At 64.8% G+C, this 3,951-nt stretch carries 4 protein-coding genes and 1 pseudogene; 1 reads left to right on the top strand and 4 read right to left on the bottom strand.

Features of this window, described 5'->3' with window-relative positions; translation table 11 throughout:
• Nucleotides 1-603 precede the first annotated feature (603 nt).
• The 4 genes from ABD879_RS32270 to ABD879_RS32255 form a co-directional block, all read right to left on the bottom strand.
• On the bottom strand, nucleotides 604-1,362 hold the full coding sequence (locus ABD879_RS32270; RefSeq protein ID WP_345025575.1) for a phosphotransferase: 759 nt from the start codon (nucleotides 1,360-1,362) through the stop codon (nucleotides 604-606).
• Nucleotides 1,359-2,240, bottom strand: coding sequence for a class I SAM-dependent methyltransferase (locus ABD879_RS32265; RefSeq protein ID WP_345025576.1), 882 nt, complete (start codon nucleotides 2,238-2,240; stop codon nucleotides 1,359-1,361). The genes ABD879_RS32270 and ABD879_RS32265 overlap by 4 nt, the downstream gene beginning before the upstream one ends.
• A gap of 37 nt (nucleotides 2,241-2,277) precedes the next feature.
• Entirely contained in the window at nucleotides 2,278-2,802 is a 525-nt protein-coding gene (locus ABD879_RS32260; RefSeq protein ID WP_345025574.1) for a P-loop NTPase family protein, read from the bottom strand.
• A 96-nt stretch (nucleotides 2,803-2,898) separates the two neighbouring features.
• On the bottom strand, nucleotides 2,899-3,609 hold the full coding sequence (locus ABD879_RS32255) for a glycosyltransferase family protein (RefSeq protein ID WP_345025573.1): 711 nt from the start codon (nucleotides 3,607-3,609) through the stop codon (nucleotides 2,899-2,901).
• Between ABD879_RS32255 and ABD879_RS32250 the strand changes: the two are divergent.
• Nucleotides 3,584-3,868 (top strand): annotated as a pseudogene (locus tag ABD879_RS32250) (transposase); the annotation flags it as partial. The gene ABD879_RS32255 and the pseudogene ABD879_RS32250 sit on opposite strands and share 26 nt — an antisense overlap.
• Between the last annotated feature and the right edge of the window lie 83 nt (nucleotides 3,869-3,951).

Here is a 3,951-nt window from a genome sequence, read left to right as displayed (position 1 = left end):
CGTGTCGGCGAACCATGGCCGTCATCAAGCCACAAACACAAGATCCAGATCCGCAGATCCGCAAAACAGGCCCTAGGGGGAAAGAGAACGCTGCGCTTCCCAGACGCCATCGCAAACGAGTCGAGCGAACGTGGTCGCGGACTGCATGTAATACGCAATCTCGCGGCACGGATAGGAGTGCGAGGTAGTCCGGAAGACGGTCATCTCGTCTGGGTACTTATCGACATTGAACGACAAAGCTCATGATCGCTGCGGAGGCATATCCGGCTGCCGGATTGGCGTGGTTGCCGGCCCGTTGGCCGCACTGGAGATTTCTGTGTCCAGCCGAGTTGGGGTGCAGTGCAAGGGAAGGTGACCATTATCCGACTAGAATGTGTGGCCCCTATGTAGGGTGATGCTGACCAGTCAATTCCTTCCTGAGTAGAGGGATGGCTTTGAGGAGTTCAATCATGCCTCTCAATGCACGCGGTTGGCGGTCGGACGCTTCTGCGCGTGGGTGCTCAGCAGAGGCTGGTTTCTCATCCCATCCCCTCGCGACGGGAGGATAAGCCCGACATTGCGCCGTCTGTCCAAGGGCGGTGTGGTTTCGCAGCGGCTCCCCTGTTAGGGCTGATGTGCAGTCCATGGGTGGCGGTAGCCGCCGCGTCCTAGGTAAGGGCTGGTGAGGACGTGGTGAATGGCGGTCCAGGTCATCAGCGTCTTCCATGGGACAGGTTGAAGCTCACGAATCGCACGGGTGAGGGCGGTGTTGTAGGTGTCCAGTGCTGTCCGAATCTGGTGGTCGGGGATCGGGCCGTGTGTCATGGCAAGGGTGACGATCAGTTTGGCCAGGTCGTATCCCAGCGGCGCCAAAGTGACGGTGTCGAAGTCGACCAGGATGGGGCCGTTGGTGCTGATCAGGAAGTTCCGGGGGTTGCTGTCCTTGTAGAAGGCGGCGGGTCCGGCCAGCGTTTCGTCAAGCGCGTTCATGGCGTCCGAGAGAGACAGCGCTGGTTCGGGCACGGCTCGCTGGGTTAGCAGGCGGATGATGGCGGTACGGCGGTGCGACACGAAGTCGGGAATGGTTACGCCTGTGGTGGTGTGGTGGGGGCGGTCCAGCCGGGCCCGGTGCAGCTCGTGTTCGTAGGCGACGCGGTGTAGGTCACCCAAGAGACAAGCGAGTGCAGGTAGGTCCTGGGGGCGGGCGTGGACTCCGGCGATGTGCTCAAACTCCAGCTTGTGAGGGTGTGCCACGAGCAGCCTAGGGACGGGCGCACCGAGGCTGGCGAGCCAGGCGTGGTGTGAGGCGGCTGTGCGGCATCTCGCCGTTCCCTCTGGGCTGTCGGGGTAGTGCTTGGTCCAGCGCCGAGGCTTGGCTGTCATGACGGCCGCCTGGCAATGACGTAGGTGATGGTGGACGTGGCGGTCAGGGGGGCGTTGCCTCGGCGGCGCCGTAGCTGCTCCGCCAGTTTTGTTGGGTCGGTATCCAGCGGCGGGGGGAGCTGGTACTTGGGCACGGTGACCAAGTAGTCGGCCAGGTGCGCCGCGTCTCTGAAAAGGAAGACGTGTTGGTCATGAAGGACGGCCTCAACCGTCAGCACATTGCTGCACAGGGCGGGGAGGCGACGACTGTCCGCAGCGGCGTACAGGCTCGGGCGGGTGGTGGCGCCAGAGTCCAGGCCCGTGACAGTGAGAAGATGATCAAGCTGGTGATAGCTGTCGGCAGACTTGGTGACCAGCACCGCGACGCTGCCGGGGCGCAGGCAGCGGGCGATCTCGGCCAGGACATGCGCGGGAGCCGGCGCGTGATACAGGCTGAACACCGCGGTGACGGCGTCACAGGAAGCCGCAGCTAGGGGCAGGGAATGGAAGTCGGCCTGCAGGTAGCCGACTTGGGCCTTGTCTGGAGTGTGTCGGTTACGAGGCAGAGAAGTGGCCAGGTGGTGCCGAGCGGCGTCCAGCATGGTCGGTGAGGCGTCAACGGCCAGCAGCCGCGCTCGTGGGAATCGCTGGGCGATGACACGAGTGGGGCGCCCGGTGCCGCAGCCGAGGTCGGCGATGAGCGGAGCCGGGTGATCGGTCAGATGCGGAGACTGGCGGGTGAGCAGGTCGGCGACCATGTTTCCGACATGGGCTCCGCGGATCTTGGCGGTCAGCAGGGCGTTGCTGCGCCGCTGGACGCGGACGCGGTCGGCGTACAGGGCAGGCACCGTGTGTGGATCGGTGAACGGGTTGCTGCCGTTCGAGGACTTGGGCGGCATGGTCACCGCCGTCCGTGCACGCCGGAGGAGGAGCGGGCTATGTGAGTTGTTCGACGAGCCGGTTGGCGGCGCGCCGTGAGCGGACGATGTGAACCTGGGCGTGTCCGGCGTGTTCGGCGATCAGTGCGCGGACTCGGGGTGCCATCTCGCGGCGGTAGCCCCAGATGTAGCGAATGAAGCCCCAGTTGATGTTGTCGTAGACGCCGTCGTTCTTGTGCTGGCCTCCGCGATAGCGCCAGCGGCGCTGGGCTATGCCCCACAGGCAGGTGATCGCGGGCAGGTCCAGGAAGATCACGTGGGTGGCGCGGCGAAGCCGGATGGGGAGTGTGCCGGCGTAGTTGCCATCGATCACCCAGGTGTCCGCTGCGACGAGTTCTTCTTGGATTTGCGCGAACTTGTCTTGTGGCAGCTTGTTCCACTCGTCGTCGTAGTAGACGGCGTCCAGGTGGATGATCTCGGTGCCGATGCGCGCGGCGAGACGGCGGCCGATGGTGGTCTTGCCGGACCCGCCACAGCCGATGATCGCGACTCTTTTCAGCGGTTGCGTCGGGCTGGGCTCCATGGAGGTTGACGGTACCGGCTGCGAGGCCGTGTGTCGGTCGGGCACGCCAAATGCTCGGCACGATCTCCGCTGTCCTTGCCGCAGTGTCGGACGCGGTCATCGTGCAATCCATCCGCCATGTGGGGCCGTGCTGTGATACAGCAGGTCGTTCAGGGTCTCTAGCTGCGTCGACAGTCGGAAGATCTCCAGGTGGCGCAGGCAGCGGCCGATGAGATCAGCGTGGCCTGTGCCGCCTGAGAGCGCGGCGAGCTTGTCGAGGACATGGCGGACGTCGGCCGCGTCAGTGATGATGAGCTCTTCTGGGACGACCTTGTCAGCTGAGCGGAGTTCGGACGGGGTGATTGGCAGGCATCCGGCCAGTACCGCCTCGAAGATCCGCTGGGTGAACTGGCCACGCGCGGCGGTCCGGTCGGGGGCCAGCAACACAGTGGCCAGGCTGCGCCGATACAAGCGATCTACCTCGGGAAAAGGGATGCGGCCGATGAAGTGGACGTGGGGCCATCGGTCGGTGGTGGTCCACTTGCCGGCGACCAGGTGATCGACCTCGGCGGCGGCAGGCGCGAAGTAGCGGTCGAACTGCCGGTCGCGGTCGTACTGGTTGCCAATGTAGACGAGCGGCAGGTCACGGTGGAGGGCGGCAAGTCGGTGTGGGTCGGCGGTGTTCAGAACGTTGTCGTTGATCGGGAACAGCAGACGGGCCGCGCCGGGCCCGGGGTGCAGTGCGGCCTGGACCTCCCCGAGTTGGTTGGAGGCTCTGATACCTGCAAGGGTGTGAGGAGTCATGGCACCACCGAGGAAGTACTCCACCGAGCTGCGTGAGCGTGCGGTTCGGATGGTGTTCGAGCTGCGTGAACAGGGGATGAGGACCGGGGCGATCGCCCGGGTGGCCGACCAGTTGGGCATCCACCGCGAGGCGTTGCGGACCTGGGTGCGCCAGGCCGAGGTCGATGGCGGGAAGCGGCCGGGAACCAGTACCAGTGACGCTCAGCGTATCGCCGAACTCGAGCGCGAGGTCCGCGAGTTGCGGCGGGCGAATGAGATCTTGAAGGCGGCGTCGGCTTATTTTGCGAGGGAACTCGACCCCAAACCGCCGCGCTAGTTGTACTGACCATGGACGTTGGTGACGGCGACACGGCTGGATGATCTTGA

The organism is Actinomadura keratinilytica (assembly GCF_039539665.1).
Lineage (GTDB): Bacteria > Actinomycetota > Actinomycetes > Streptosporangiales > Streptosporangiaceae > Spirillospora > Spirillospora keratinilytica.
Note: the sequence above shows the minus strand (reverse complement) of the source record. Positions and strands in the feature narration are given on the sequence as shown.